The organism is Pseudomonas sp. TUM25319, from assembly GCF_056388475.1.
The window spans coordinates 1,168,539-1,191,202 of the sequence record NZ_CM150751.1; the positions used below are offsets into that span (position 1 = coordinate 1,168,539).

Annotated in this window: 25 protein-coding genes; 13 read left to right on the plus strand and 12 right to left on the minus strand. The window is 64.1% G+C overall.

All coding sequences use genetic code 11. The annotated features are described in order from the left end of the window. Both lolB and AC05QJ_RS05465 read right to left on the minus strand, forming a co-directional pair. Nucleotides 1–618, minus strand: a complete 618-nt coding sequence (lolB, locus tag AC05QJ_RS05460; RefSeq protein WP_476745957.1) for a lipoprotein insertase outer membrane protein LolB — start codon at nucleotides 616–618, stop codon at nucleotides 1–3. Continuing rightward, nucleotides 619–2,346, minus strand: coding sequence for a tetratricopeptide repeat protein (locus AC05QJ_RS05465; protein WP_476745958.1), 1,728 nt, complete (start codon nucleotides 2,344–2,346; stop codon nucleotides 619–621). It lies immediately after the preceding gene. 177 nt (nucleotides 2,347–2,523) lie between these two features. On the opposite strand from AC05QJ_RS05465, the gene hemA reads away from it, so the two are divergent. The 6 genes from hemA to AC05QJ_RS05495 all read left to right on the plus strand — a co-directional run bounded on the left by hemA (nucleotide 2,524) and on the right by AC05QJ_RS05495 (nucleotide 7,886). Then, nucleotides 2,524–3,801, plus strand: a complete 1,278-nt coding sequence (gene hemA / locus AC05QJ_RS05470) for a glutamyl-tRNA reductase (protein ID WP_476745959.1) — start codon at nucleotides 2,524–2,526, stop codon at nucleotides 3,799–3,801. Continuing rightward, nucleotides 3,798–4,880 carry a peptide chain release factor 1 gene (gene prfA, locus AC05QJ_RS05475; RefSeq protein WP_476745960.1) on the plus strand — a complete coding sequence of 361 codons (1,083 nt, stop codon included), beginning with the start codon at nucleotides 3,798–3,800 and terminating at the stop codon, nucleotides 4,878–4,880. Before hemA ends, prfA begins: the two co-directional genes overlap by 4 nt. After that, on the plus strand, nucleotides 4,881–5,711 hold the full coding sequence (gene prmC / locus AC05QJ_RS05480) for a peptide chain release factor N(5)-glutamine methyltransferase (protein WP_476745961.1): 831 nt from the start codon (nucleotides 4,881–4,883) through the stop codon (nucleotides 5,709–5,711). It begins immediately after the preceding gene. Beyond that, the gene (locus AC05QJ_RS05485) at nucleotides 5,705–6,460 is read left to right on the plus strand and encodes a molybdopterin-synthase adenylyltransferase MoeB (protein WP_476745962.1); all 756 of its coding nucleotides are present in this window, start codon (nucleotides 5,705–5,707) and stop codon (nucleotides 6,458–6,460) included. Before prmC ends, AC05QJ_RS05485 begins: the two co-directional genes overlap by 7 nt. After that, nucleotides 6,453–7,250 (plus strand): glutamate racemase, encoded by a 798-nt coding sequence (gene murI, locus AC05QJ_RS05490; protein ID WP_476745963.1) that lies wholly within the window; start codon nucleotides 6,453–6,455, stop codon nucleotides 7,248–7,250. Before AC05QJ_RS05485 ends, murI begins: the two co-directional genes overlap by 8 nt. Nucleotides 7,251–7,367: 117 nt before the next feature. Next, the gene (locus AC05QJ_RS05495; protein WP_476745964.1) at nucleotides 7,368–7,886 is read left to right on the plus strand and encodes an acyloxyacyl hydrolase; all 519 of its coding nucleotides are present in this window, start codon (nucleotides 7,368–7,370) and stop codon (nucleotides 7,884–7,886) included. A gap of 34 nt (nucleotides 7,887–7,920) precedes the next feature. Here AC05QJ_RS05495 and AC05QJ_RS05500 read toward each other — a convergent pair whose 3' ends face one another. The 5 genes from AC05QJ_RS05500 to AC05QJ_RS05520 form a co-directional block, all read right to left on the minus strand. Beyond that, nucleotides 7,921–8,628 (minus strand): SDR family NAD(P)-dependent oxidoreductase, encoded by a 708-nt coding sequence (locus tag AC05QJ_RS05500; protein WP_476745965.1) that lies wholly within the window; start codon nucleotides 8,626–8,628, stop codon nucleotides 7,921–7,923. After that, nucleotides 8,612–10,051, minus strand: a complete 1,440-nt coding sequence (phrB, locus tag AC05QJ_RS05505) for a deoxyribodipyrimidine photo-lyase (protein WP_476745966.1) — start codon at nucleotides 10,049–10,051, stop codon at nucleotides 8,612–8,614. The genes AC05QJ_RS05500 and phrB overlap by 17 nt, the downstream gene beginning before the upstream one ends. A 13-nt stretch (nucleotides 10,052–10,064) precedes the next feature. Further along, on the minus strand, nucleotides 10,065–10,955 hold the full coding sequence (locus AC05QJ_RS05510) for a MerR family transcriptional regulator (protein ID WP_476745967.1): 891 nt from the start codon (nucleotides 10,953–10,955) through the stop codon (nucleotides 10,065–10,067). Then, nucleotides 10,945–11,901: a YbgA family protein gene (locus AC05QJ_RS05515; RefSeq protein ID WP_476745968.1), complete on the minus strand. Its 957-nt coding sequence runs from the start codon at nucleotides 11,899–11,901 to the stop codon at nucleotides 10,945–10,947. The genes AC05QJ_RS05510 and AC05QJ_RS05515 overlap by 11 nt, the downstream gene beginning before the upstream one ends. Nucleotides 11,902–12,013: 112 nt before the next feature. After that, nucleotides 12,014–13,000, minus strand: coding sequence for an NAD(P)/FAD-dependent oxidoreductase (locus tag AC05QJ_RS05520; protein ID WP_476745969.1), 987 nt, complete (start codon nucleotides 12,998–13,000; stop codon nucleotides 12,014–12,016). Nucleotides 13,001–13,191: 191 nt separating this feature from the next. Between AC05QJ_RS05520 and AC05QJ_RS05525 the strand changes: the two genes are divergently transcribed. After that, nucleotides 13,192–14,094, plus strand: a complete 903-nt coding sequence (locus tag AC05QJ_RS05525) for a TIGR01777 family oxidoreductase (protein WP_476745970.1) — start codon at nucleotides 13,192–13,194, stop codon at nucleotides 14,092–14,094. A 12-nt stretch (nucleotides 14,095–14,106) separates the two neighbouring features. Beyond that, complete coding sequence (gene hemH, locus AC05QJ_RS05530) at nucleotides 14,107–15,147, plus strand: ferrochelatase (RefSeq protein ID WP_476745971.1); 1,041 nt, start codon at nucleotides 14,107–14,109, stop codon at nucleotides 15,145–15,147. 56 nt (nucleotides 15,148–15,203) lie between these two features. Here hemH and AC05QJ_RS05535 read toward each other — a convergent pair whose 3' ends face one another. Together AC05QJ_RS05535 and upp are read right to left on the minus strand one after the other, a co-directional pair. Further along, entirely contained in the window at nucleotides 15,204–16,445 is a 1,242-nt protein-coding gene (locus AC05QJ_RS05535) for a uracil-xanthine permease family protein (RefSeq protein WP_476745972.1), read from the minus strand. A gap of 2 nt (nucleotides 16,446–16,447) precedes the next feature. Continuing rightward, the gene (upp, locus tag AC05QJ_RS05540) at nucleotides 16,448–17,086 is read right to left on the minus strand and encodes a uracil phosphoribosyltransferase (RefSeq protein ID WP_476745973.1); all 639 of its coding nucleotides are present in this window, start codon (nucleotides 17,084–17,086) and stop codon (nucleotides 16,448–16,450) included. Nucleotides 17,087–17,251: 165 nt separating this feature from the next. Between upp and AC05QJ_RS05545 the strand changes: the two genes are divergently transcribed. The 3 genes from AC05QJ_RS05545 to AC05QJ_RS05555 all read left to right on the plus strand — a co-directional run bounded on the left by AC05QJ_RS05545 (nucleotide 17,252) and on the right by AC05QJ_RS05555 (nucleotide 18,702). Continuing rightward, nucleotides 17,252–17,809 carry a hypoxanthine-guanine phosphoribosyltransferase gene (locus tag AC05QJ_RS05545; protein WP_476745974.1) on the plus strand — a complete coding sequence of 186 codons (558 nt, stop codon included), beginning with the start codon at nucleotides 17,252–17,254 and terminating at the stop codon, nucleotides 17,807–17,809. A gap of 63 nt (nucleotides 17,810–17,872) precedes the next feature. Beyond that, entirely contained in the window at nucleotides 17,873–18,340 is a 468-nt protein-coding gene (locus tag AC05QJ_RS05550; protein ID WP_476745975.1) for a hypothetical protein, read from the plus strand. A 71-nt stretch (nucleotides 18,341–18,411) separates the two neighbouring features. After that, nucleotides 18,412–18,702, plus strand: a complete 291-nt coding sequence (locus AC05QJ_RS05555; protein WP_476745976.1) for a PA4642 family protein — start codon at nucleotides 18,412–18,414, stop codon at nucleotides 18,700–18,702. Between the two features lie 53 nt (nucleotides 18,703–18,755). On the opposite strand, the gene mqo is transcribed toward AC05QJ_RS05555, so the two are convergent. Next, complete coding sequence (gene mqo, locus AC05QJ_RS05560; RefSeq protein ID WP_476745977.1) at nucleotides 18,756–20,261, minus strand: malate dehydrogenase (quinone); 1,506 nt, start codon at nucleotides 20,259–20,261, stop codon at nucleotides 18,756–18,758. 606 nt (nucleotides 20,262–20,867) lie between these two features. Then, on the minus strand, nucleotides 20,868–21,098 hold the full coding sequence (locus AC05QJ_RS05565; protein WP_476745978.1) for a hypothetical protein: 231 nt from the start codon (nucleotides 21,096–21,098) through the stop codon (nucleotides 20,868–20,870). A 170-nt stretch (nucleotides 21,099–21,268) separates the two neighbouring features. Between AC05QJ_RS05565 and AC05QJ_RS05570 the strand changes: the two genes are divergently transcribed. Then, nucleotides 21,269–21,853 carry a YajG family lipoprotein gene (locus tag AC05QJ_RS05570; protein ID WP_476745979.1) on the plus strand — a complete coding sequence of 195 codons (585 nt, stop codon included), beginning with the start codon at nucleotides 21,269–21,271 and terminating at the stop codon, nucleotides 21,851–21,853. Between the two features lie 118 nt (nucleotides 21,854–21,971). Here AC05QJ_RS05570 and AC05QJ_RS05575 read toward each other — a convergent pair whose 3' ends face one another. After that, nucleotides 21,972–22,178, minus strand: a complete 207-nt coding sequence (locus tag AC05QJ_RS05575) for a hypothetical protein (protein WP_428585679.1) — start codon at nucleotides 22,176–22,178, stop codon at nucleotides 21,972–21,974. Between the two features lie 164 nt (nucleotides 22,179–22,342). On the opposite strand from AC05QJ_RS05575, the gene AC05QJ_RS05580 reads away from it, so the two are divergent. Then, on the plus strand, nucleotides 22,343–22,603 hold the full coding sequence (locus AC05QJ_RS05580) for a hypothetical protein (protein ID WP_476745980.1): 261 nt from the start codon (nucleotides 22,343–22,345) through the stop codon (nucleotides 22,601–22,603). Nucleotides 22,604–22,664 lie beyond the last annotated feature (61 nt).

A 22,664-nucleotide genomic window follows, 5' to 3' on the forward strand; every position in this document is an offset into this window, starting at 1 on the left:
TCAGTGACCCAGCTGGCGTGGCTGCCATTCCTTGAGGACCACCGTCACGTCGAGGTTTTCGCCGTGCAGCTTCATCCGCTCGGGCAGCCAGTAGCCGTTCTGTTCGCTATAGGACAGGTATTCGACTTTCCAGCCGTCCTGTTCCAGATGCGCCAGGCGGCTGTCGCCGTCGAGGGTCAGGCGGCTCTTGCTGTCGGGGGCCGGCAGGCCGCGAACCCACCAGACCAGATGCGACACCGGCAATTCCCAGCCCAGTTGCTCGGCCAGCAGGCTTTCCGGAGACTGTGCTTCGAAGCGGCCCTGGCTGGCGACTTCCAGCACGGCCTGGCCCGGGCGGCCGGTCAGGCGGGCGGCGCCGCGACCCAACGGGCCGGACAGGCGAATGTCGTAGTAATCCTGGCGTTGCAACCAGAACAGGGTGCCGCTGCCGGAGTCCTTCGGTGCGCGAATGCCGACCTTGCCGTTGATCTGCCAGCCGTCGAGGGTGCTCAACTGCTGTTTGTGTTCTTTCCACAGTTGCGGGCTGCCTTCGCCCTGGACGGCTTCCTTGCCAGCGAAGCCGGCACAACCGGCGAGCAGGGCGATCAGGCTGAAGGTGATGAGGTGGCGCAAGAACATTTAAAGAGTCTCTGATCCGGTCAGGCGCAAGACCGTCTTGCGCAGGATGGTGCTGTCGGGTTGGGCTTCGAAGGCCTTGGCCCAGACCTGGCGCGCCTCGCGGCGCTTGCCGTTGGCCCAGAGCACTTCGCCCAGGTGGGCCGCGACTTCATGGTCGGGGAAGCGCTGCAGGGCCTGGCGCAGCAGACGCTCGGCCTCGTCGAGGTTGCCCAGGCGATAATTCACCCAGCCCAGGCTGTCGAGCACGGCGGGGTCTTCCGGGTTGATCAGGTGGGCTTTCTCGATCAGTTGCTTGGCTTCGGCGTAGCGCGTGGTGCGGTCGGCCAGGGTGTAGCCGAGGGCATTGAGCGCCATGGCGTTTTCCGGCTCGCGGGTGATGATGCTGCGCAAGTCCTTTTCCATCTGCGACAGATCGTCGCGCTTTTCGGCCAGCATGGCACGGGTATAGAGCAGGTTGAGGTCGTCGGGGTACTGCTTGATGGCCTTTTCCAGGACCTGCAGTGCCTGTTGATCTTTCTCGTTGTTGCCCAGGGTCTCGGCTTCGATCAGGTAAAGCTGGATGGCGTAGTCGGGCTGGGCCTCGCGGGCGGCGTCGAGGCGGCGAACGGCTTCTTCGCTACGGCCGTTGGCGATCAGGATATCGGCCTGGCGCAGTTGTGCCGGCAGGTAGTCGTTGCCGGGGCCGACCTGGGCGTATTCGGCCAGTGCACCTTCGAGGTCGTTGCGCTCCTCGCGGATGCGGCCCAGGTTGAGGTGCGCGGCATCGACGTGACTATCGCGGGCGATCAGGTCTTCCAGGTAGGTGGCGGCCTCGTCGTACGCCTTGGCCTCCAGGCTGACCAGCGCCAGCGAGTAGCGCAGTTCGTCGTCGTCCGGGTACTGCTGCAGCAGGCTGGCGAACTCGACCTTGGCGTCGTCGACCCGGTCCTGCTCGACCAGCATGCGTGCGTAAGTGAGGCGCAGGCGCTTGTCGTCAGGGTGTCTGGCGATGGTCTTGCGCAGCAGCGGCAGGGCTTCGGCGCCGCGGTCCAGGCTCTGCAGCAGGCGGGCGCGAAGCAGGATCGGGGCGATTTCGTCGTCTTGCGGCGGGTGGTCTTCGAGCAGCTTCAGCGCGGCCTCGGACTTGCCGTCCTGTTGCAGCAGCAGGGCCTTGCCGAACACCAGCTGGCTGTTGTCCGGGTACTTCTGCAGCAGGCGGTCGAAGCTTTTCTGCAGGCCGTCGCGGGTGTCCTGGTCGGTTTCGGCGGCGGACAGGGCAAGGAAGTCGAAGTGCGTGTCACCCTGGCCCTGCAACACCTTCTCCATATAGGCCATGGCGTCGTCATAGCGGCCGGCGCGGGCCAGCTGGATTGCCGCGGCGCGCTGGGCGTCGATGTTCTCGGGGTCGTTCTTCGCCCACAGCAGCGAGGTGTCCAGCGCCGACTGGTCGGCACCGAGGTACTCGGCGATACGGAAGGCACGCTCGGAAATCCCGGCGTCCTGGGTTTTCTCGGCCTGGGCAACGTAATTGTCCAGGGCGATATCGAAGCGGTTGCGCTGCCCGGCCAGTTCGGCCACCAGCAGGCTGTAGACGGTTTCCTGGCTGAACGAACCGTAGACCGTCGGCTCGGCCGCAGCCGGCGGTGCCGCCGGTTGTTCGGCGGGCGGCGTGGCGTCCCGGGCACCTGGCAGGGCCTGGCAACCCTGAAGCAGGGCGAGGGCGAGGAGCAACGCGGAAGATCTATTCATATTGAGGATTTTGAGCGACTGACCTGCGGTCGGGCCATCATGACACAAGCGTCATGGCAAACCCACTCGCGATGGGTGTGATGGATACAGTCTATAGAGACAATCGCGAGCGGTGGTTGTTCTCGATCCAGCGAAGTAGGACAATTATCGGCTTCACGTCACAACCAGCGACCTTGAATGGCCTTTCTTGCCCTCGGTATCAACCATAAGACTGCCTCGGTAGACGTACGCGAGCGCGTGGCGTTTACCCCCGAGCAGCTGGTCGAAGCCTTGCAGCAGCTCTGCCGACTGACCGCCAGCCGCGAAGCCGCGATCCTTTCGACCTGCAACCGCAGCGAACTGTACATCGAGCAGGACCACCTGGCGGCGGACAGCGTCCTGCGCTGGCTGGCCGACTATCACCAGTTGAGCATCGACGAACTGCGCGCCAGTGCCTACATCCACGAAGACCATGCCGCCGTCCGGCACATGATGCGGGTGGCCTCCGGCCTCGACTCGCTGGTGCTCGGCGAGCCGCAGATCCTCGGCCAGATGAAGTCCGCGTACGCCGTGGCGCGCGAGGCCGGGACCATCGGCCCGTTGCTGGGGCGCTTGTTCCAGGCGACGTTCAGCGCCGCCAAGCAGGTGCGCACCGACACCGCCATCGGCGAGAACCCGGTTTCGGTGGCGTTCGCCGCCGTCAGCCTGGCCCGGCAGATCTTCAGTGATCTCGGTCGCAGCCAGGCGCTGCTGATCGGTGCCGGCGAAACCATCACCCTGGTCGCCCGCCACCTGCACGAGCAGGGCGTGCGCCGCATCGTGGTCGCCAACCGCACGCTGGAGCGCGCCAGTATCCTGGCCGAACAGTTCGGTGCCCATGCGGTACTGCTGGCCGACATTCCGCAGGAACTGGTCAACAGCGACATCGTCATCAGTTCCACCGCCAGCCAGTTGCCGATCCTCGGCAAGGGCGCGGTGGAAAGTGCGCTGAAACTGCGCCGGCACAAGCCGATCTTCATGGTCGATATCGCCGTGCCCCGGGACATCGAACCCGAAGTGGGCGAGCTGGACGACGTGTACCTTTATACGGTCGACGACCTGCACGACGTGGTCGCCGAGAACCTCAAGAGCCGCCAGGGCGCGGCCCAGGCCGCCGAGGAACTGGTCACGGTCGGTGCCGAGGACTTCATGTCGCGCCTGCGCGAGCTGGCCGCCGTGGACGTGCTCAAGGCCTACCGCCAGCAGAGCGAGCGCCTGCGTGACGACGAACTGCAAAAGGCCCAGCGCCTGCTGGCCAACGGCGCCAGTGCCGAAGACGTACTGGTGCAACTGGCCCGCGGCCTGACCAACAAACTGCTGCACGCCCCCAGCGTGCAACTGAAAAAGCTCTCCGCCGAAGGCCGCCTCGATGCGCTGGCCATGGCCCAGGAACTCTTTGCCCTCACCGAGGGCCCCACGGATAAAACCCCGCAATGAAAGCGTCGCTGCTCACTAAACTGGAAACCCTCCAGGACCGCTTCGAGGAACTGACCGCCCTGCTGGGCGATGCCGAGGTCATTTCCGACCAGACCCGTTTCCGCGCCTACTCCCGGGAGTACGCCGAGGTCGAACCGGTGGCGGCCGGCTATGTCCAGTGGCGCAAGCTGCAGGACGACCTGGAAGGTGCCCAGGCGTTGCTCAAGGACAGCGACCCCGACCTGCGGGAAATGGCCGTGGAGGAAGTCCGCGAAGCCAAGGAGCAACTGGCCGAACTGGAAGGCCAGCTGCAGCGCATGCTGCTGCCGAAGGATCCCAACGACGGTCGCAACGTATTCCTCGAGATTCGTGCCGGTACCGGTGGCGACGAGGCGGCGATCTTCTCCGGCGACCTGTTCCGCATGTATTCGCGCTACGCCGAGCGGCGTGGCTGGCGCCTGGAAATCCTCTCGGAAAACGAGGGCGAGCACGGCGGCTACAAGGAAATCATCTGTCGGGTCGAAGGCGAGAACGTCTACGGCAAGCTGAAGTTCGAGTCCGGTGCGCACCGTGTGCAGCGAGTGCCGGAAACCGAATCCCAGGGCCGTATCCACACCTCGGCCTGCACCGTGGCGGTGCTGCCGGAGCCGGACGAGCAGGCGGCGATCGAGATCAACCCGGCCGACCTGCGCGTCGACACCTACCGCGCCTCGGGCGCCGGTGGTCAGCATGTGAACAAGACCGACTCGGCCATCCGCATCACCCACTTGCCCACCGGCATCGTGGTCGAGTGCCAGGAAGAGCGCTCGCAGCACAAGAACCGCGCGCGGGCGATGTCCTGGCTGTCGGCCAGGCTGAACGACATGCAGACCAGCGCCGCACAGAACGCCATCGCCAGTGAGCGCAAGCTGCTGGTCGGCTCCGGCGACCGCTCCGAGCGCATCCGCACCTATAACTATCCACAGGGCCGGGTCACCGACCACCGTATCAACCTGACGCTGTACTCGCTGGACGACGTGCTGGCTGGCGGCGTAGACGCGGTGATCGAACCGCTGCTGGCCGAGTACCAGGCCGATCAACTGGCCGCACTGGGTGACTGAATGACCATCATTGCCAGCCTGCTCCGCGGTGCGGAGCTTCCTGATTCCCCGACCGCGCGCCTGGACAGCGAACTGCTGCTGGCCGCGGCCATCGGCAAGTCGCGCAGTTACCTGCACACCTGGCCGGAGCGCATCGTCAGCAGCGAGGCGGCGCAGACTTTCGCCAGCTACCTGCAACGCCGTCGGGCCGGCGAGCCGGTGGCCTACATCCTGGGTCAGCAGGGTTTCTGGAACCTCGACCTGGAAGTGGCGCCGCACACCCTGATCCCGCGTCCCGACACCGAGTTGCTGGTGGAAACCGTCCTGGCGTTGCTGCCCGCCGAGCCGGCGAAGGTGCTCGACCTCGGCACCGGCACGGGTGCCATCGCCCTGGCGCTGGCCAGCGAGCGGCGCCAGTGGCAGGTCACGGCAGTGGACCGGGTCCTTGAAGCCGTGGCACTGGCCGAGCGCAACCGTCAACGGCTGCAACTGGACAACGTCAGCGTGCTCAACAGCCACTGGTTCAGTGCCCTGGGCGGCCAGCGCTTCCAGTTGATCGTCAGCAACCCGCCGTACATCCGTGCCGAAGACCCGCATCTGGTCGCCGGCGACGTGCGTTTCGAGCCCAGCAGTGCCCTGGTGGCCGGTATCGACGGCCTGGACGACCTGCGCCAGATCGCTGCCCAGGCCCCTGATCACTTGCTGCCAGGCGGTTGGCTGTTGCTGGAGCATGGCTACGACCAGGCCGCTGCCGTGCGCGAACTGCTGGCGCGGCACGCTTTCGAGCAGATCGAGAGCCGCGTCGACTTGGGCGGCCATGAACGCATCACCCTGGGACGCCTGCCGTGCTGACCGACGAAGAGTTGCTGCGCTACAGCCGGCAGATCCTGCTGGCCCAGATCGATATCGACGGCCAGTTGCGTCTCAAGGACAGCCGTGCCCTGATCGTCGGCCTCGGTGGCCTGGGTTCGCCGGTGGCGCTGTACCTGGCGGCGGCCGGCGTCGGTACGCTGCATCTGGCGGACTTCGACACGGTCGATCTGACCAATCTGCAACGGCAGATCATCCATGATGGCGCCTCGGTCGGTCTGCCCAAGGTGGACTCGGCCCTGGCGCGGCTGCGGGCGATCAACCCGGATATCACTCTGGTTGCCCATCGCCAGGCGCTGGATGAGGATTCACTGGCCGAGGCCGTCGCTGCTGTCGACCTGGTGCTCGACTGTTGCGATAACTTCGTTACCCGCGAGGCGGTCAATGCTGCGTGCGTCAAGGCGGGCAAGCCACTGGTCAGCGGCGCGGCGATCCGCCTGGAAGGCCAGTTGTCGGTGTTCGACCCGCGCCGCGCCGAAAGCCCTTGTTACCACTGCCTGTACGGCCATGGCAGCGATGCCGAGCTGACCTGCAGCGAGGCTGGAGTGGTCGGTCCGCTGGTGGGCCTGGTAGGCAGCCTGCAAGCGCTTGAAGCGCTGAAACTGCTGGCCGGTTTCGGCGAGCCGCTGGTGGGGCGTTTGCTGCTGGTGGATGCGCTGGGCAGCCGTTTCCGCGAACTGCGTGTCAAGCGCGATCCGGCCTGCGCCGTGTGCGGGACCGCCCATGCCTGAGGCTTCGGCGCCGATAGGCGTCTTCGACTCCGGTGTCGGCGGTCTGTCGGTGCTGGCGGAGATCACCCGCTTGCTGCCCGACGAGTCGCTGCTGTACGTGGCAGACTGCGGGCATATTCCGTACGGCGAGAAGTCGCCGGAATTCATCCGTCAGCGATGCCGGCGGGTGGCCGAATTCTTCCAGGAGCAGGGCGTCAAGGCCGTGGTCCTGGCTTGCAACACTGCCACCGTGGCGGCGGCCGCCGACTTGCGCGAGCAATTCCCCCAGTGGCCACTGGTAGGCATGGAACCGGCGGTCAAGCCGGCCGCTGCGGCTACCCGCAGCGGCGTGGTTGGCGTGCTGGCCACCACGGGCACGCTGCAAAGCGCCAAATTCGCCGCACTGCTCGACCGCTTCGCCACCGATGTGCGGGTGGTGACTCAACCCTGCCCCGGGCTGGTGGAACTGATCGAGTCCGGCGACCTCGACAGCCCGGTCCTGCGTCAGTTGTTGCAAGGCTACGTGACGCCTCTGCTGGATGCCGGGTGCGACACCATCATTCTCGGCTGCACGCACTATCCCTTCCTCAAGCCGCTGCTGGCGCAGATGGTGCCCGCGAGCGTGGCGATCATCGATACCGGTGCCGCCGTGGCCCGGCAACTTCAGCGCTTACTGGCCGAACGCCACCTCCTGGCGACAGGCCCTGCGCGCCCTCCGCAATTCTGGACCAGTGCGGACCCTGAGCATTTAAGAAGAATCCTACCTTTGTTGTGGAATAAATCTGACTCTGTGCAAAGCTTCAGCAGGTAATCAGTTTGTGAAAAAAAGCTGAAAAACCAGTGAACTCCTTTGCAATCGGCGATTTCTACTTTGTGTCTGATGAGACAACAAAACCAACAAACATGGATTTCTGAAAGGACGTTTCTCATGAAGAAACTGCTTTGTTTGGCTGTGGTTGCAGCCGCAACCCTGGGGGCCACACTTACCGCAAAGGCCGCGGGCGTCACTTTCGCCGTCGGCCAGACCAGCGACTCCACCATGACCTACCGCATCGGCCTGGAATCCGACTGGGACGCCAGCTGGTGGCAGACCAGCGTCGGTCGCCTGACCGGCTACTGGGACGCCGGCTACACCTATTGGGATGGCGACGAAACCTCGAGCAACCACAGCCTGTCGTTCGCCCCGGTATTCGTCTACGAGTTCGGCGGCGGCTCGGTCAAACCGTACATCGAGGCAGGCATCGGTGTTGCGGCATTCGCCCACACCAAGCTGGAAAGCAATGAACTGGGCTCATCCTTCCAGTTCGAGGACAGGATCGGCTTCGGTCTGCGCTTCGCCGGCGGCCATGAGGTGGGCATCCGCGCCATTCACTATTCCAACGCCGGCCTGAGCCAGCCCAATGACGGCGCGGAAAGCTTCGCGCTGCATTACCGGATGTCGCTGTAAAACCGAAGGGGCCGCTGAAGCGGCCCCTTTCGATTCAGTCGCGGTGCAGCGGCCACAGGCTGCTCACCGACATTGCTTCCAGCACCATCTCCGGCATCCGCAATGGCAGGCGATCGATGATCGCGCTGGCCGCGGACTGCGCGTCCCACCCCTGGGGCAGCGCGACGGTCAGGGTCACCGGCTTTTTCAAGGTCTGCGGCCCCACCAGCGTCAGATCGATTTCCTTGGGCGACAGTTGGCTGCGGACTTCGCTGAACCACTGGCCGAGGCTGTTCTGGGCAGTCGGCCATTGGCTGCTTTCATACTGTTGCAGCGCCGTGACGCTGCTCAGGATACCCACCACATGGGCGTTCTGGCCGGCTTGCAGCAGCGGCAGCGCGCTTTGCACGCCGTTCGCACTGGCCCTCAGGTTGCTTTCGATCAGGCTTTCGAACAGGGCGGTACCGGTGGCTTGCGGGTCGAGATAGTCGCAGGTGCCGGCGTTGATGATCAGGGCATCGAGTGCCCCCCAGTGCTGCTGGATCTGCTGGCTCATGTGTTCGGCCTGGGTGGCATCGCTGAGGTCGCCATCCAGGAGCAGGCAGCGCGACTTCAGGGTTTCAGGCAGTGGGTCGAAGGGCGCCCGCCCGCTCATCGCTACCTGGTGACCTGTGGCGAGCAACTGCAGCGCCAGGGCATGCCCCAGGCCGCTGCTGGCGCCGGTTACCCAGATACGTTCGGAATGCTCAGTACTCACGCTCATGCTCTGTGCCATGCTCTTTTGGAAGCTGCCTGAATGCGTCGATCGCCCGCTGGCGACTCGATCCCAGGTCGACTATGGGTTGTGGATAACCTTGAACGGCAAACAGCCCGCCCGGGCTGTGGATATCCTTGTCACTCAATGCGCTCAGCTCCGGCAGCCAGTGTCTCAGGAAGCGACCCTTGCTGTCGAAGCGCTCGGACTGGCTGAGGGGGTTGAATACCCGGAAATATGGGGCGGCATCGGTTCCGGTCGAAGCGCTCCATTGCCAACCACCGTTGTTTGCGGCCAGATCGCCGTCTATCAGGTGGCGCATGAAGAATGCTTCACCTTCGCGCCAGTCGATCAGCAGGTTCTTGCTAAGGAACATGGCCACCACCATGCGCAGGCGGTTGTGCATCCAGCCGGTGGCGAGCAATTGACGCATGGCGGCATCGACGATAGGGATGCCGGTGCGACCTTCCTGCCAGGCGGCCAGGTCCTGGGGCGCGTCGCGCCATTTCACCGCCTCGGTGGCCGGGCGGAACGCGCGGTGCCGGGACACCTGCGGATAGCCCACCAGCACGTGCTTGTAGAATTCGCGCCACAGCAGTTCATTGATCCAGGTAACCGCACCGGGATTGCCGCTTTCGAATTCGCCCTGGTTGTTCGCCAGCGCCGCATGCAGGCACTGGCGCACGGAGATCACACCGGCCGCCAGATAGGGCGACAACTGGCTGGTGCCGTCCACGGAAGGCACGTCGCGCTGCTCGGGATAATCGGCCATGTCGTCTTCGACGAAACCGGACAACCGTCGGCGAGCATGGGTTTCACCGGCCGGCCAGTGCTCGCGCAGGGATTGCGGCGGTAGCGGGAAGCCTTTCACTGCGTCGGGGATCTCGTCACTGGCGATTGTGCTTGCATCCTGCTTGCGCGGCAGGGGCTGCAGCGCCGGAAGCCCATGGTGCAGACGCTGGTAACAGACCTTGCGAAATTGAGTGAAGACCTTGAAATAGCCGCCCTCGCGGGTCAGCACGGTGCCGGGTTTGAACAGCAGTTGATCCAGATGGCTGTGCAGGGGGATGTCGTGCCTGGCCAGGTGGCTGGCCACCTCGGTATCGCGCCGCTGCTCGTTGATGCCGTATTCCTCGTTCACATGCACGGCGTCGATGCCGTGTTCGCGGCAGACCTTGAGCAGCACCTTGGGCGCGTCCGACCAGTGCTCGGCATGACGCACCAGCAACGGGATATTGCGGCCGGCAAGCGACTCTTTCAGTTCGCGCAGGTTGCGCAGCCAGAAATCGACCTTGCAGGCGGCGTCGTCATGGCGCTTCCACTGGCCGGGACTGACCAGCCAGAGGGCCAGGCACGGCCCGCGCTCGGCGGCGGCGGACAGTGCAGTGTTGTCATGCATGCGCAGGTCGTTGCGCAGCCAGATCAGTTGCATGGAGTGGTTCCGGTTACGAGGTTTGTACGGTAATCGGCGCAAGGCCCTGCAGGCAGCGATATGCCGTCAGTGGCGTGTCGAGCAGGTACCAGCCGCCGTCGGCCGTCAAAGCGTGCTTATGTAAAGCGACCGCAGCGCCGAACAAGAGTTTCGGGGCGCTGAGCGGTGCGAGCTGAGAGAGGGTCAAGACGCTGTCCAGCGTGGTGCTCGCGCTGATCAGCAAGACCCCGGCGTTGAGCCTTTCCATCCCCACGACGAGGTCGCGGGCCGACAGCGGCTGGTCGAAGACTTCGACCGGGCGGCCTGAGTCGCTGACCAGCCAGGCACACAGCCATAACCAGGGATCGAAGGTCAGGGCGCCGCCGTTGACCAGCATCACCGGTGCGCCGGTGCACTGGCGGTTGTTGTGGTAGACCCGCAACCCCAGCTTGCTGCGCAACCAGGCATTGAAGAAGCCTCGTTCCAGGCGCGCGGCGGGGTGGATCTGCCAGCGGGTATCCAGGTGGGCCAACAGCGGCAGCAGCAATTGCTCGCAGAGCGTGGTTGCCGGGTACAGCGCCATGGCCTGGTTGAACTGCTGGTCGAGCTGGCGCTCGGCAAGGTGTGCGATGCAGTCGGTCAGGTGGTCGCGCAGCGCCTGCCAGTCATCGCCAGGAGTGCTCGGTTCGGGCGGGGCGTCGCCGTCGAGCAGCGGTAGCACCTGGCTCACGGCAACGCCGCGATTGAGCCACGACAGGATGGTGCGGATACGCTGCACCTGATCGCTGCTGTAAAGCCGATGGCCCTTGCCGGTGCGCTGCGGCACCACCAGCCCGTAGCGACGCTCCCAGGCGCGCAGGGTGACCGGGTTGACGCCGGTCAGTCGGGCGACCTCGCGAATCGGCAGCAGCGGCTCAGATGGCATTGCGCAGACTCAGGTTTTCCGGGTGCGGCTGCAGGTACACCTGAGACAGCAGATAGGGATCGGGGTGATGACTCAGATGATGCTTGAGCAGCGTCATGGGAACCACCAGCGGTACGATCCCGGCCATGTACTGATCGATCAGGTGGCGGATTTCCTGTTTGTCCCGTGGATCGAGGAAGCGTCGCAGATAGCCGCTCAGGTGCATCAGCACGTTGCCGTGGGTACCTCGGCTGGCGCAACGACGCAGGGCCGCGATCAACTGGCTGAAGTAGAGCGGGCCGATCTGCGCGGGGTCGTCCTGGCGGGTCATGCTGCCCAGCAGTTTGCCGAGCACCTTGTACTGCTCGGGATTGTGGGCCATCAGCTGGTACTTGTAGCGGGAATGGAAGCCGATCAACGCCTGCCGGGTCAGGCCCTCGGCGCACAACCGCTGCCAGTCGGCGAAGGCCAGCACGCGAATGATGAAGTTTTCCCGCAGCACCGGATCGCACAGGCGGCCTTCCTCTTCCACCGGCAAATCGGGGCGCAGGTCGCGAAAGCGTGCGGCGTACAGGCCGCTGGCGCGCTGGTGGGCGGGATAACCGTTGGCCTGGTAGACCTTGATCCGCTCCAGGCCGCAGGACGGCGACTTCTGCATGAAGATGTAGCCGCAGATGTCGTCCAGATCGCCTGCCATCTGCTCCGCGTGGTGTACCAGAGCGTCGGTGACGTCGATGGAGGGATCGCGGCTGCAGGTGGCGCGGGGCTGGTCGGGGTCGCCGGTCAGACGGATCGCGGCGCGGGGCGTGCCCAGGCCGATAGCCATTTCCGGGCACACGGGCACGAGCTGGAAATGCTCCGCCAGTGCTTCGGTGCAAAGGCGTGATTCCTTGTGACCGCCGTTGTAGCGAACTTCTTCGCCAGCGAGGCAGGCACTGATAGCGATTCTGGGCTTGGTGACGGGCATGCTGTAAGCGACCTTTCTTGTACAAAGATGAAAACCTGTACAACTTCGCTCAGCATAGGCTCGAAGTTGTACAAGTCAATGTCTTTGTAGAGGTCAGCGGGTGCGTGCCGGTTTATTCCAGATGTTCGATAAGCCGACGGGCTGCCTCCTGACCGCTGAGCCAGGCCCCTTCGACCCGGCCCGACAGGCACCAGTCGCCACAGGCATAAAGGCCCAGGTCGGCATCGGCCAGCGCACCCCATTCATGGTTGCTGGCGGGGCGCGCATACAGCCAGCGATGAGCCAGGCTGAAGCTCGGCGCAGGAACCGCACAGCCCACCAGCTCGGCGAAGTCGCCAAGCAAGTGCTCGATGACCGACTCCTTCTGCAGATCGATGTGCTGCTTGCTCCAGGCTGACGTGGCGTGCAGCACCCAGGTGTCGAGTCGTTCCTCGCGGCCTGGCTTGCTGCGGTTGCGGGCCAGCCAGTCGAGGGCACAGTCCTGCACGAAGCAGCCCTGCATCGGCGTATCCAGCGGGTTGTCGAAGCCGAGGGCGATGGCCCAGGTCGGCTCCATCTGCACGCCGGCTGCTGCGGCGGCGAGTTTCGGCGTGGCGGCGAGCAAGGCCGTGGCCTGCGGGGCGGGCACTGCGACGATGACCCGGCTGAACGGGCCATGGCTGCAGCCTTCGGTGTCCTGCAGGTGCCAGTACTGCTTGCCGCGGAACACTTCGCTGATCCGGCAACTGAAGTTGACCGTCACGTCCTTGAGCAGGCCGCGGGTGATGGCGCTCATGCGCGGTACGCCGACCCAGCGGGTCTGTTCGTCAGGGGAGGGGGTCAACTGGCCGTCCCGGTAGTTGTACAACTGCGGCTTCCACTCGGCGACCCAGCCCTTGGCCTGCCACTGCTGGATCTGTTCGACGAAGCGGCGGTCGCGTGCAGTGAAGTATTGCGCGCCCAGGTCCAGTGCCCCGGCCTCGCTGCGCTTGCTGGCCATGCGTCCGCCGCTGCCGTGGCCCTTGTCGAACAGGTGGACGGTCAGTCCTTCCTTCTGCAATGCCTGTGCGGCGGAGAGTCCGGCGATGCCGGCACCGATGATGGCGATAGGTACAGTCATGATGGCCTCTTCGAACCTGTGATAGGTACAGACAGCCGCGCTGTCGGACAAACCTGTACAACTCTGAAGTTCTGTATAAGATTAATCGGCTCGTTACTGCAAGTTGGCCTATGTTTATCCCAGAGTGAACGGTCAAAAAAGTGCCTTGCTCTTAAAGGTAGACCAGCGCGCGCCATCATGAGGACACGGCCATGAATATATTGCTGACCGGCGGTACCGGCCTTATCGGACAGCAACTGTGTCGCCACTGGCTCGACCAGGGCCACAGCCTGACGGTCTGGAGTCGACGCGCGGATCAGGTCGGCCGGCTCTGTGGTGCGGGTGCACGCGGTATCGCTGAACTCTCGGCCTACGGTGACGGGCCGCTGGATGCGGTCATCAACCTCGCCGGCGCGCCCATTGCCGATCGTCCCTGGACCGCTTCGCGGCGTGCGCAACTCTGGGGCAGCCGGATCACCCTGACCGAGCACCTGCTGGCCTGGCTCGAACGGCGGGAGCAGCGGCCACGGGTGCTGATCTCCGGCTCGGCGGTGGGCTGGTACGGTGATGGTGGCGAACGCGAATTGACCGAGACCTCGCGCCCGGTGCGGGAAGATTTCGCCAGCCAGTTGTGCATCGCCTGGGAAGAAACCGCGCAGCGCGCCGAGGCTTTGGGAGTGCGTGTGGTGCTGGTGCGTACCGGCCTGGTGCTGTCGAGCGAGGGCGGCTTTTTGTCGCGCCTGCGCCTGCCGTTCAAACTCGGGCTGGGCGGGCCTATCGGCGATGGTCGGCAGTGGATGCCGTGGATTCATATCGACGATGAAATCGCCCTGATCGATTTTCTCTTGCAGCGCGATGACGCCAGCGGTCCTTATAATGCCTGCGCTCCGGAACCGGTCCGCAACCGCGAATTCGCCCGGCGCCTTGGCCGCACCTTGCACCGGCCGGCTTTCATGCCGCTGCCTGCGCTGGTGCTCAAGGCCGGGCTCGGCGAGCTGTCGACGCTGCTGCTCGGTGGCCAGCGCGCCCGCCCCGTCAAGGCGCTGGCGGCGGGCTTCACCTTCCGTTTCAACGATGTGCAATCGGCGCTGGATGAGTTGTCACCGCGCCTCTGAAAAGGATGTTGCATGACCGATCACGCTTTGCTGCTGGTCAACCTGGGTTCGCCGGCGTCCACCTCGGTCGCCGATGTGCGCCGTTACCTCAATCAGTTCCTGATGGACCCCTACGTTATCGACCTGCCGTGGCCGGTGCGGCGGCTGCTGGTGTCGCTGATCCTGATCAAGCGCCCCGAGCAGTCGGCTCACGCCTACGCCTCGATCTGGTGGGAGGAGGGCTCGCCGCTGGTGGTGCTCACTCGTCGCCTGCAACAGGCCATGGTTTCGCACTGGCGCCACGGCCCGGTGGAAATCGCCATGCGCTATGGCGAGCCGTCGCTGCCGTCGGTGCTGCAGAAGCTCGCCGCCCAGGGTGTGCGCAAGGTGACGCTGGCGCCACTTTATCCACAGTTCGCCGACAGCACCGTGACCACCGTGGTGGAACAGGCCAAGGCGGTCATCGCCGAGCAGAAACTGCCGCTGCAGATGAACGTGCTGCAACCCTTCTATGACCAGCCGGAGTACATCGACGCCCTGGTCGAAAGCGCCAGGCCCTACCTGCAGCAGGATTTCGATCACCTGCTGCTGAGTTTCCACGGTTTGCCGGAGCGCCACCTGAAGAAGCTCGACCCCACCGGCACTCACAACTTCCAGGACGCCGACTGCTGCCGCGATGCCTCCGCCGAGATGCTTGCCGTCTGCTACCGCGGCCAGTGCCTGCGCACCGCCCAGGCGTTTGCCCGCAAGATGGGGCTGCCGGACGGCAAGTGGTCGGTGTCGTTCCAGTCGCGGCTGGGCAAGGCCAAGTGGATCGAGCCCTACACCGAGGCGCGTCTGGACGAACTGGCCAAGGGCGGCGCGAAGAAGCTGCTGGTGATGTGCCCGGCGTTCGTCGCCGACTGCATCGAGACGCTCGAGGAGATCGGCGACCGCGGTCGCGAACAGTTCATCGAGGCGGGCGGCGAAGAGCTGCAACTGGTGCCTTGCCTGAACGACCACCCGGAGTGGGTAAGGGCTCTGACCACGCTGTGTGAAAGAGCCTCAAGCCTCGAGCTTCAAGCTTCAAGCTAGCGTCAAAAGCTGCAAGAGTGGCCGCCTCGGTCCTCTTGCAGCTTGTCGCTTGCGGCTTAATGCTGCTGTTTGGGCAACAGCAGGTTCAGGGCAATCGCCACGATCGCGCACAGCGCGATGCCTTTCAGGCCCCAGTCATCCGGGCCGTCACCGCTGCCGATCAGCACGCCGCCGATACCGAACACCAGCGTCACCGAGACGATCACCAGGTTGCGGGCTTCGGAGAGGTCGATCTTGTGACGGATCATGGTGTTCATGCCCACGGCGGCGATGGAGCCGAACAGCAGGCAGAGAATGCCGCCCATCACCGGCACCGGAATGCTCTGCAGCAGCGCGCCGAACTTGCCGATGAAGGCCAGGACAATGGCGAACACCGCCGCCCAGGTCATGATCTTCGGGTTGTAGTTCTTGGTCAGCATCACCGCGCCGGTCACTTCGGCATAGGTGGTGTTGGGCGGGCCGCCGAACAGGCCGGCTGTGGTGGTGGCGATGCCGTCACCCAGCAGGGTGCGGTGCAGGCCCGGCTTCTTCAGGTAGTCGCGACCAGTCACGCTGCCGACCGCAATCACCCCGCCGATGTGCTCGATGGCCGGCGCCAGTGCCACCGGGACGATGAACAGGATGGCCTGCCAGTTGAAGGCCGGCGCGGTGAACTTCGGCAGCTCGAGCCAGGGCGCGGCAGCGATCTTGGCCACGTCGACCACGCCGAAGGCGAACGACAAGGCAAAGCCCACCAGCACACCGGCGATGATCGGCACCAGGCGGAAGATGCCCTTGCCGAAGACCGCGACGATCAAGGTGGTCAGCAGTGCCGGCATGGAGATCATCATGGCCGTGCTGTAAGGCATCAGGACGCTACCGTCGCCAGCCTTGCCCATGGCCATGTTGGCAGCGATCGGCGCCATGGCCAGGCCGATGGAGATGATCACCGGCCCGATCACCACCGGCGGCAGCAGACGGTCGATGAAGCCGGTGCCCTTGATCTTCACCGCCAGGCCCAGGAAGGTGTAGACGAAGCCTGCGGCCATGACGCCGCCCATGGTTTCGGCCAGGCCGAACTGACCCTTGGCGAGGATGATCGGGGTGATGAAGGCGAAGCTGGAGGCGAGGAATACCGGCACCTGGCGCCCGGTCACCACCTGGAACAGCAGTGTGCCGAGGCCAGCGGTGAACAGCGCGACGTTAGGGTCCAGGCCGGTGATCAGCGGCATCAGCACCAGGGCGCCGAAGGCCACGAAGAGCATTTGCGCGCCAGAGACGATCTGACGCCAGAGCGGGTCGTTGAACTCGTCCTGCATGCTCAGGCGTCCTTCTGCTTGGTGCCGAAGATCTTGTCGCCGGCATCGCCCAGGCCGGGAATGATGTAGCCGTCTTCGTTCAGGCGCTGGTCGATCGTGGCGGTGTAGAGCTGCACGTCAGGGTGGGCGTTCTCCACCACGGCGATACCTTCCGGCGCCGCCACCAGAACCATCGCGCGGATGTCCTTGCAGCCGGCACGCTTGAGCAGCTCGATGGTGGCGACCATGGAACCGCCGGTGGCCAGCATCGGGTCGATGATCAGCGCCAGGCGCTGGTCGATTTCCGGGGCCAGTTTTTCCAGGTAGGTGTGGGCTTCGAGGGTTTCCTCGTTGCGGGCCACGCCGACGGCGCTGACCTTGGCGCCCGGGATCAGGCTGAGCACGCCTTCGAGCATGCCGATGCCGGCACGCAGGATCGGCACTACAGTGATCTTCTTGCCGGCGATCTTCTCGACCTCGACACTGCCACACCAGCCGTCGATGGAATAGGTTTCCAGCGGCAGGTCCTTGGTGGCTTCATAAGTCAGGAGCGCGCCGACTTCCTGGGCGAGTTCGCGAAAATTCTTGGTGCTGATATCGGCGCGGCGCATGAGGCCGAGCTTGTGGCGGATCAGCGGATGGCGGATCTCACGGATGGGCATAGGGGGAGGGCTCCGGAATGCGGGCAAAAAAACCGCGCTAGATTAATCCATTCGGTCGCGTGTGTCCTTAGGCATACTGGACGTTAGTCCAGAAATGCTTGATCTGGTGCGTGTGGATGCGTACCTTTGCCCGCTTTTCCAAAACCTGACTCCCTGGAGAGTTTCATGTCCGCTGATCTCGAGCACATCCGTCAAGTCATGCGCGAGGCCGATTGCCTGCACGATGAGGCCACGGTCGAAGCGGCCATCGCCCGCGTCGGCGCCCAGATCACCGAGCGTCTGGCCGAGAGCAATCCGGTGGTGTTCTGTGTCATGAACGGCGGTCTTATCTTTGCCGGCAAACTGCTGACTCATCTGCAGTTCCCGCTGGAGTCCTCCTACCTGCACGCCACCCGCTACCGCAACCAGACCAGCGGCGGTGACCTGTTCTGGAAGGCCAAGCCGGAAGTGTCGTTCATTGACCGCGACGTGCTGATCATCGACGACATCCTCGACGAAGGTCACACCCTCAGCGCCATCATCGACTTCTGCCGCCATGCCGGTGCCCGCGCCGTGCACACCGCGGTGCTGATCGACAAGGACCACGACCGCAAGGCCAGCCCGGACCTGAAGGCCGATTTCGTCGGCCTGAGCTGTGTCGATCGCTACGTATTCGGCTACGGCATGGACTACAAGGGCTACTGGCGCAACGCCAATGGCATCTACGCCGTCAAAGGGCTCTGATACCGCGGGGCGGCAGCCCCGCGCATCATGCTAGAGTGCCAGGCTGCCCCCAAGGAGCCTGTCATGCGTGCGATTCTTCCGCTTCTGCTGTTCATGAGTTTGCCGTTGGCCGCCGCGCCGATGCACAGCCAGTTCCTGCCGCCAGACGAGCAGGCGGTGCGCCAGGACGCGCCGGAAAGCCAGCAACTGTTGCAGGTGACCAGCTATTCGGTGGTGGTGGGCAACCAGCGTCAGTCCAACCAGCAGCCACTGCCGATCACCTCGACCCTGACCATGCGCCTCAAAGGCAAGCCGCTGAGCCAGGGCGCGACCATCGCCCAGGTGCTGATCAGCTTCGATGGCGAGGGCAAGAGCCTGAAAAAGCCGGCCTACGACAGCGCCACCCGTACCCTGACGCTCAATTACCCACCGGCGCAGTACCGGGTCATTCTCGACCTGCTGCGCAACGACACCGTCTACGTGCAGTTCCTCAGCTACGCCAACGGCCATATCTGGGCCGATCTGCATACCGGAACCCTTCGCGCGCGTTGAGCGGCGAGGGCGCCGGGGGGTACACTGCCCGCCCGTGGAAAATGTCCGTGATGGTTCAGTTGGAGTCGGTAATGCGTAAAGACAAGAAGCAGGTGATTGGCGACGAGATCAGCGACGACTACGTCAAATCGTTCCTCAATTTCGAGCCAGCCGATGGCGTGACCTCGCCTTCGCACCACAAGCTGATCAAGGGCTACCGTGGCCTGCGTATCGACGACTTCGAGCGCTTCGTCGGGTTCTTCGTCGAAGCCGGCCATGACCTGGACGGCAAGGACGAGCACGGCAAGACCTTCATCGAAGTGATCGCCGACCAGCGCAACGCGCCTGACTACGTCGAGATCATCGAGAAAGCCCGCGGCTGATCGAATCCCGCCCAAAAAAAACGCCCCGAAGGGCGTTTTTTTTGGGCTGCGCCTCAGGCGTAGCTCGGGGCCGGGCTGCTTTCGACCAGGCCCAGGGCCTCGTCGTTGTAGGCCGCGACCTTGTGGTACAGGTCGGCATCGGCTGCCAGGACTTTTTCCCGTGCCGGGAAGATTTCCTTGAGCTTGGCGGCCCATTCACCCTTGGCCTTGTCGGCGAAGCAGCGTTCGATCAGTTCCAGCATGATCGACACGGTCACCGAGGCACCTGGCGAGGCACCCAGCAGGGCGGCGAGGGAGCCGTCCTGAGCGGCCACCAGTTCGGTACCGAACTGCAGGATGCCGCCTTTCTTCGGGTCTTTCTTGATGATCTGCACGCGCTGACCCGCCACTTCCAGGCGCCAGTCCTCGGCTTTCGCCTCGGGGTAGAAGCGGCGCAGGGAGTCCAGGCGCTGCTCCATCGACTGCATCACTTCGCTGACCAGGTATTTGGTCAGGTCCATGTTGTCGCGGGCCACGGCCAGCATCGGGCCGATGTTGCCCATGCGAACCGACAGCGGCAGGTCGAGGAACGAGCCGTGCTTGAGGAACTTGGTGGTGAAGCCGGCGTAGGGGCCGAACAGCAGGGATTTCTTGCCGTCCACCACACGGGTGTCGAGGTGCGGAACCGACATCGGTGGGGCGCCGACGGCAGCCTGGCTGTAGACCTTGGCCTGGTGCTGCTTGACGATTTCCGGGTTGTCGCAACGCAGCCACTGGCCGCTCACCGGGAAGCCGCCGAAGCCTTTGCTTTCCGGGATGCCCGAGGCTTGCAGCAGCGGCAGGGCCGCGCCGCCGGCGCCGAGGAAGACGAAGCGGGCGTCGACATCACGGCTGCTGCCGCTGTTGACGTCCTTGACCGTGACGGTCCAGCCGCTGCCGTTACGGCGCAGGCCGGTGACCTTCTTGCTGTACTTGACCTGTGCGTCCTGGGCGTTGCCCAGGTGCTTGAGCAGCTTGTTGGTCAGTGCGCCGAAGTTGACGTCGGTGCCCTTGAGTACGCGGGTGGCGGCGATCTTCTGGTCAGCCGGGCGCCCTGGCATCATCAGCGGCATCCACTCTTTCATCACCGACTGGTCTTCGGTGTATTCCATCTCGGCGAAGGCATGGTGCTGCTTGAGCAGCTCGAAGCGCTTCTTGAGGAAGGCAATGCCTTTTTCACCCTCGACGTAGCTCAGGTGCGGCACCGGATTGATGAACGCCCGCGGCGACGTGAAAGCACCCTTCTTGCTCAGGTAGGCCCAGAACTGCCGGGAAACCTCGAACTGGGTGTTGATGTGCACCGCTTTCTTGATGTCGATGCTGCCGTCAGCGGCCTGAGGCGTGTAGTTCAGTTCACACAGCCCGGCATGGCCGGTCCCCGCGTTGTTCCACGGATTGGAACTTTCCGCGGCACCCGAGTCCATTGCCTCCACGACTTCCAGCTTGATCGCCGGGTCGAGTTCCTTGAGCAGTACGGCCAGGGTGGCACTCATGATGCCCGCCCCTACCAGTACCACATCGACTGTTTCGTTCTGCGCCATTAACGCATCTCCAAAATCTTCAGCACCTAAATGACAGCATAGGATCCCGGACTCACCAGAATCGCCATGTCCGATACTTCGCAGTTTTTCCAACGTTCACGGACACCGCCAACCGGGCTATCTACGATGCATATGAACGCATCTGGCGGCCGGTGCGGCAATTCGACTTATGGTCGAGGGCGCCCGTCGTGCGCTGTGGACCGGCCTCAGTCACCCACCGTGGATGAGGACTGTTGCCAGCTGATCGGGGCTGTTCGGGACACTGATGATGCTTTTGCACATACCAGACTGTTCATGCTCGCCACACTCTCGTGAAGTTGTGAAAACCCGTTTTTTCACGCTCTTTTGGAGTCGTGAACCTCAAAAAGGAGCCGTGCGGGGCAGGCTCGTCAGGTTCAGGCAGAGCGTGGGGCCGAAAAAAAGCGGGCACACCGGCTTCGCAAGACCTGTGTGAACGGCTCTCTGTGGGCGGATATGGGGGGTGCCGATGCATGACATTGGCGGTGCTGCGGGGCCCGATCAGGAGACGTCCTTATAATCGGGGGCAGATTATAACGATGTCGCGGGCAGAAATGGCCTTTATTAATGACTTTTCTTGCTCGGCGGTCAGGCGGCGAGGGCGCGTTGCAGCAGATTCGGGCGACGGCGCTGTACGACCCGGGCGCCGGCGGGTAGCGGACGGTTCAGCCAGTGCAGGGCGGATTCGCCGACTTCGACCCAGCCGGCGCCTGCTGGCGGCTGTTCGCAGCACTTCAATGCCTGGCACAGGCCCTGGGCGTCGAGACGGGCGAAGTGACGTTGCGGGCGTTTGAAGAGCAGGGACCAGAAGCTGGACATGGCGATCTACCTGTTGGGAACTGACGCAAGGATACGTCGGCGATGATGAAGTCCGTGTGACAGGGAATCCGCGCATGAAAGAGCGGTCTTACCCCGCATGGGGCCGATGACTGGCGCGGCGTGCGCTGGGTATACTGGCGCCCTTTGCCGCCATTCCAGGAGAGATGAGCATGTTGCAACGTTTGTTGTTCGGTTTGATCGCTGTGACCAGCCTGACCCTGGTGGGTTGCGCCCATAGTCCGCAACAGCTCAGCCCGCAACCGAAACTCACCGCCCAGCTCGCGCCGGTTGGCCACGGCCAGCCCGTGGTGGTGCGTGTGGTCGATGGCCGTGGCACCCAGACCCTCGGCACCCGCGGTGGCCTGTACCCCGAAACCAGCGCCATCAGCGTGAGCGGCAACGACATCCTGCCGAAACTGCAGGCCCAGGCCGAAGCCGCTGTACGCCTGCTGGGCTTCACCCCGTCGCCGAACGCCTACAACGCGCCGCAACTGACCGTGACCCTGGCCGAGCTGAAGTACCAGTCGCCCAAGGAAGGCCTGTACGTGACCGAAGCCACCATCGGCGCGACTTTCAAGGCTGACGTGAGCAACGCCAACCGTCGCTACAGCGGTCGCTACGGTGCCTCGCTGGACCAGCGTTTCGGCATGGCGCCGAACCAGGAAACCAACACCAAGCTGGTGGGCGATGTGCTCAGTGATGCCCTGACCCGTCTGTTCAAGGACCCGACCATCGGTCAGGTCCTCGGCGAATAAGCGGTCTACGAGCTGCAAGCTTCAAGCTGCAAGCCATAAGAGAAAGCCCGATATCTGAAGACAGGTATCGGGCTTTTTCTTGCAGCTTGCAGCTTGAAACTTGCAGCTCCAAATCGTTTCAGGCCGCTTCGACGTAGAAGTCCAGCACGCTGATGCCGGTTTGGCTGTCGACCTCCGGCAAATGATCGTGGGGATGGCCGCCCAGGGCGCAATAGACCAGCCATTGGCGGTCCTGGACGTTGAAGGCCAAACCGTCGATCAGCGCTTCCTGCTCCTCGCTCTGGGCAATCAGATAGAGGCGATCCTGGTTTTCGGCGTGCAACATGACAAGCTCCGGTTCGTTGGGAGGGCGACAGGGTGGCTTGTCTGGATGACGACTGTATGACGGTGGGATTTATCGTCATTGGTCGCAAAGCACGGGCACGGATGTGCAGCTTGGGTAGAATGCGCGCGTTTTCACCGGATTCCGTGGTTTTTCGAGGTAAGGCGATGTCGCTGCAAATGTTCTGGGGGCTGTTCGTTTCCCCCCCCGCCAAACTGATCAATCTGCTGGCCCTGCTGCTCACCTGCCCGGGTGGCATGCTCCTGCACAGTGCCCGCCGCCGCGCTTCGCGGGCCATGGCCAGCCTGCCGTCGAGCGAGGCAGCCATCGACCTGCTGACCCAGCGGGTCAACCGCTTCTACTACAGCCTGGGCTTCGCCTTCCTGGCGATGGCCTTGCTGCTGTCCTGGGTCAGCACCTGGATCTGAGCCCTTCGGGGCCCTCATCGCTGGCAAGCGGAGCGCCGCCCGGCCAGCTCCCACAGAAGGC